This window comes from Streptomyces sp. NPDC048254 (genome assembly GCF_043201895.1).
Taxonomy (GTDB): domain Bacteria; phylum Actinomycetota; class Actinomycetes; order Streptomycetales; family Streptomycetaceae; genus Streptomyces.
In genome coordinates, this window is sequence record NZ_JBICZJ010000057.1 from 1 (window position 1) to 1,171 (window position 1,171).

The 1,171-nt window shown below is 70.3% G+C and carries 1 protein-coding gene; it reads left to right on the forward strand.

Going from position 1 to position 1,171, the window contains the following annotated elements; translation table 11 throughout:
- The coding region (locus ACGFZQ_RS52250) for an IS1380 family transposase (protein WP_393846517.1) at positions 1 to 1,171 on the forward strand (1,171 nt) is incomplete at both ends.

A 1,171-nucleotide genomic window follows, 5' to 3' on the forward strand; every position in this document is an offset into this window, starting at 1 on the left:
TGCTGGATGTGGCCCTGGCGGTCGCACTCGGCGGGGACTGCCTGGCCGATGTGGGGATGCTGCGGGCCGAGCCGGCCGTGTTCGGGCCGGTGGCTTCCGACCCGACCGTCTCACGGCTCATCGACACCCTCGCCACGGCCGGGCCGAAGGCCCTTCACGCGATCCGTGCCGCGCGGGCCGAAGTACGCCAGCGGGTATGGAAGTTGGCCGGGACGTCGGCGCCGGATGCCGCAGGCGAGGTGATCGTGGACCTGGACGGGGTGCTGGTGCTGGCGCACTCCGAGAAGCAGGACGCGGCAGCGACCTGGAAGAAGTCCTTCGGCCACCACCCGCTGATGGGCTTCGTCGATCACGGAAGCGGCGGCACCGGAGAGCCTGTCGCGGCCCTGCTCCGGCCGGGGAACGCGGGCAGCAACACCGCGGCCGACCACATCACCACCACCCAACTCGCCTTGGCCCAGCTCCCGAAACGGCATCGGCGAGGCCGATCCACGCTCATTCGCACCGACTCCGCAGGCGGTACTCACGAGTTCCTGGCCTGGCTCTCGCAGCGCGGGAGGTGGCTGTCGTACTCGGTCGGGATGACCATCACCGACGCCATCCATCAGGCCGTGCTGAAGGTCCCGGTCTCCGCCTGGACACCCGCCGTCGAACCGGGCGGCGAGATCCGCGAGGGCGCCTGGACCGCCGAGCTCGACGGCGATGTCCTCAAGGGCTGGCCCCAGGGGATGCGGCTGGTGGTCCGCAAGGAACGGCCGCATCCCGGCGCCCAGTTGCGCTTCACCGATGCCGACGGACTACGGCTCACCTGCTTCGCCACCAACACGTCGGGCGGGAAGATCACGGACCTGGAACTGCGGCACCGCCGACGCGCGAGGGCGGAGGACCGCATACGCAATGCGCGTGCCACCGGTCTGCGCAACCTGCCTCTGCACGAGAGCGCGCAGAATCAGATCTGGCTGGAGATCGTCCAGCTCGCACTCGATCTGTTGGCCTGGCTGCCGATGCTTGCCCTGACCGGCAAACCCCGGCTCTGGGAGCCCCGCCGACTGCGGCTGCGACTGTTCTCCGCCGCCGCTCAGCTCGTCAGCACCGCCCGCCGACGGCACCTCCGGTTCGCCCGCCACTGGCCCTGGACCGACGTGATCACCGAAGCCATCCAGCGACTCGA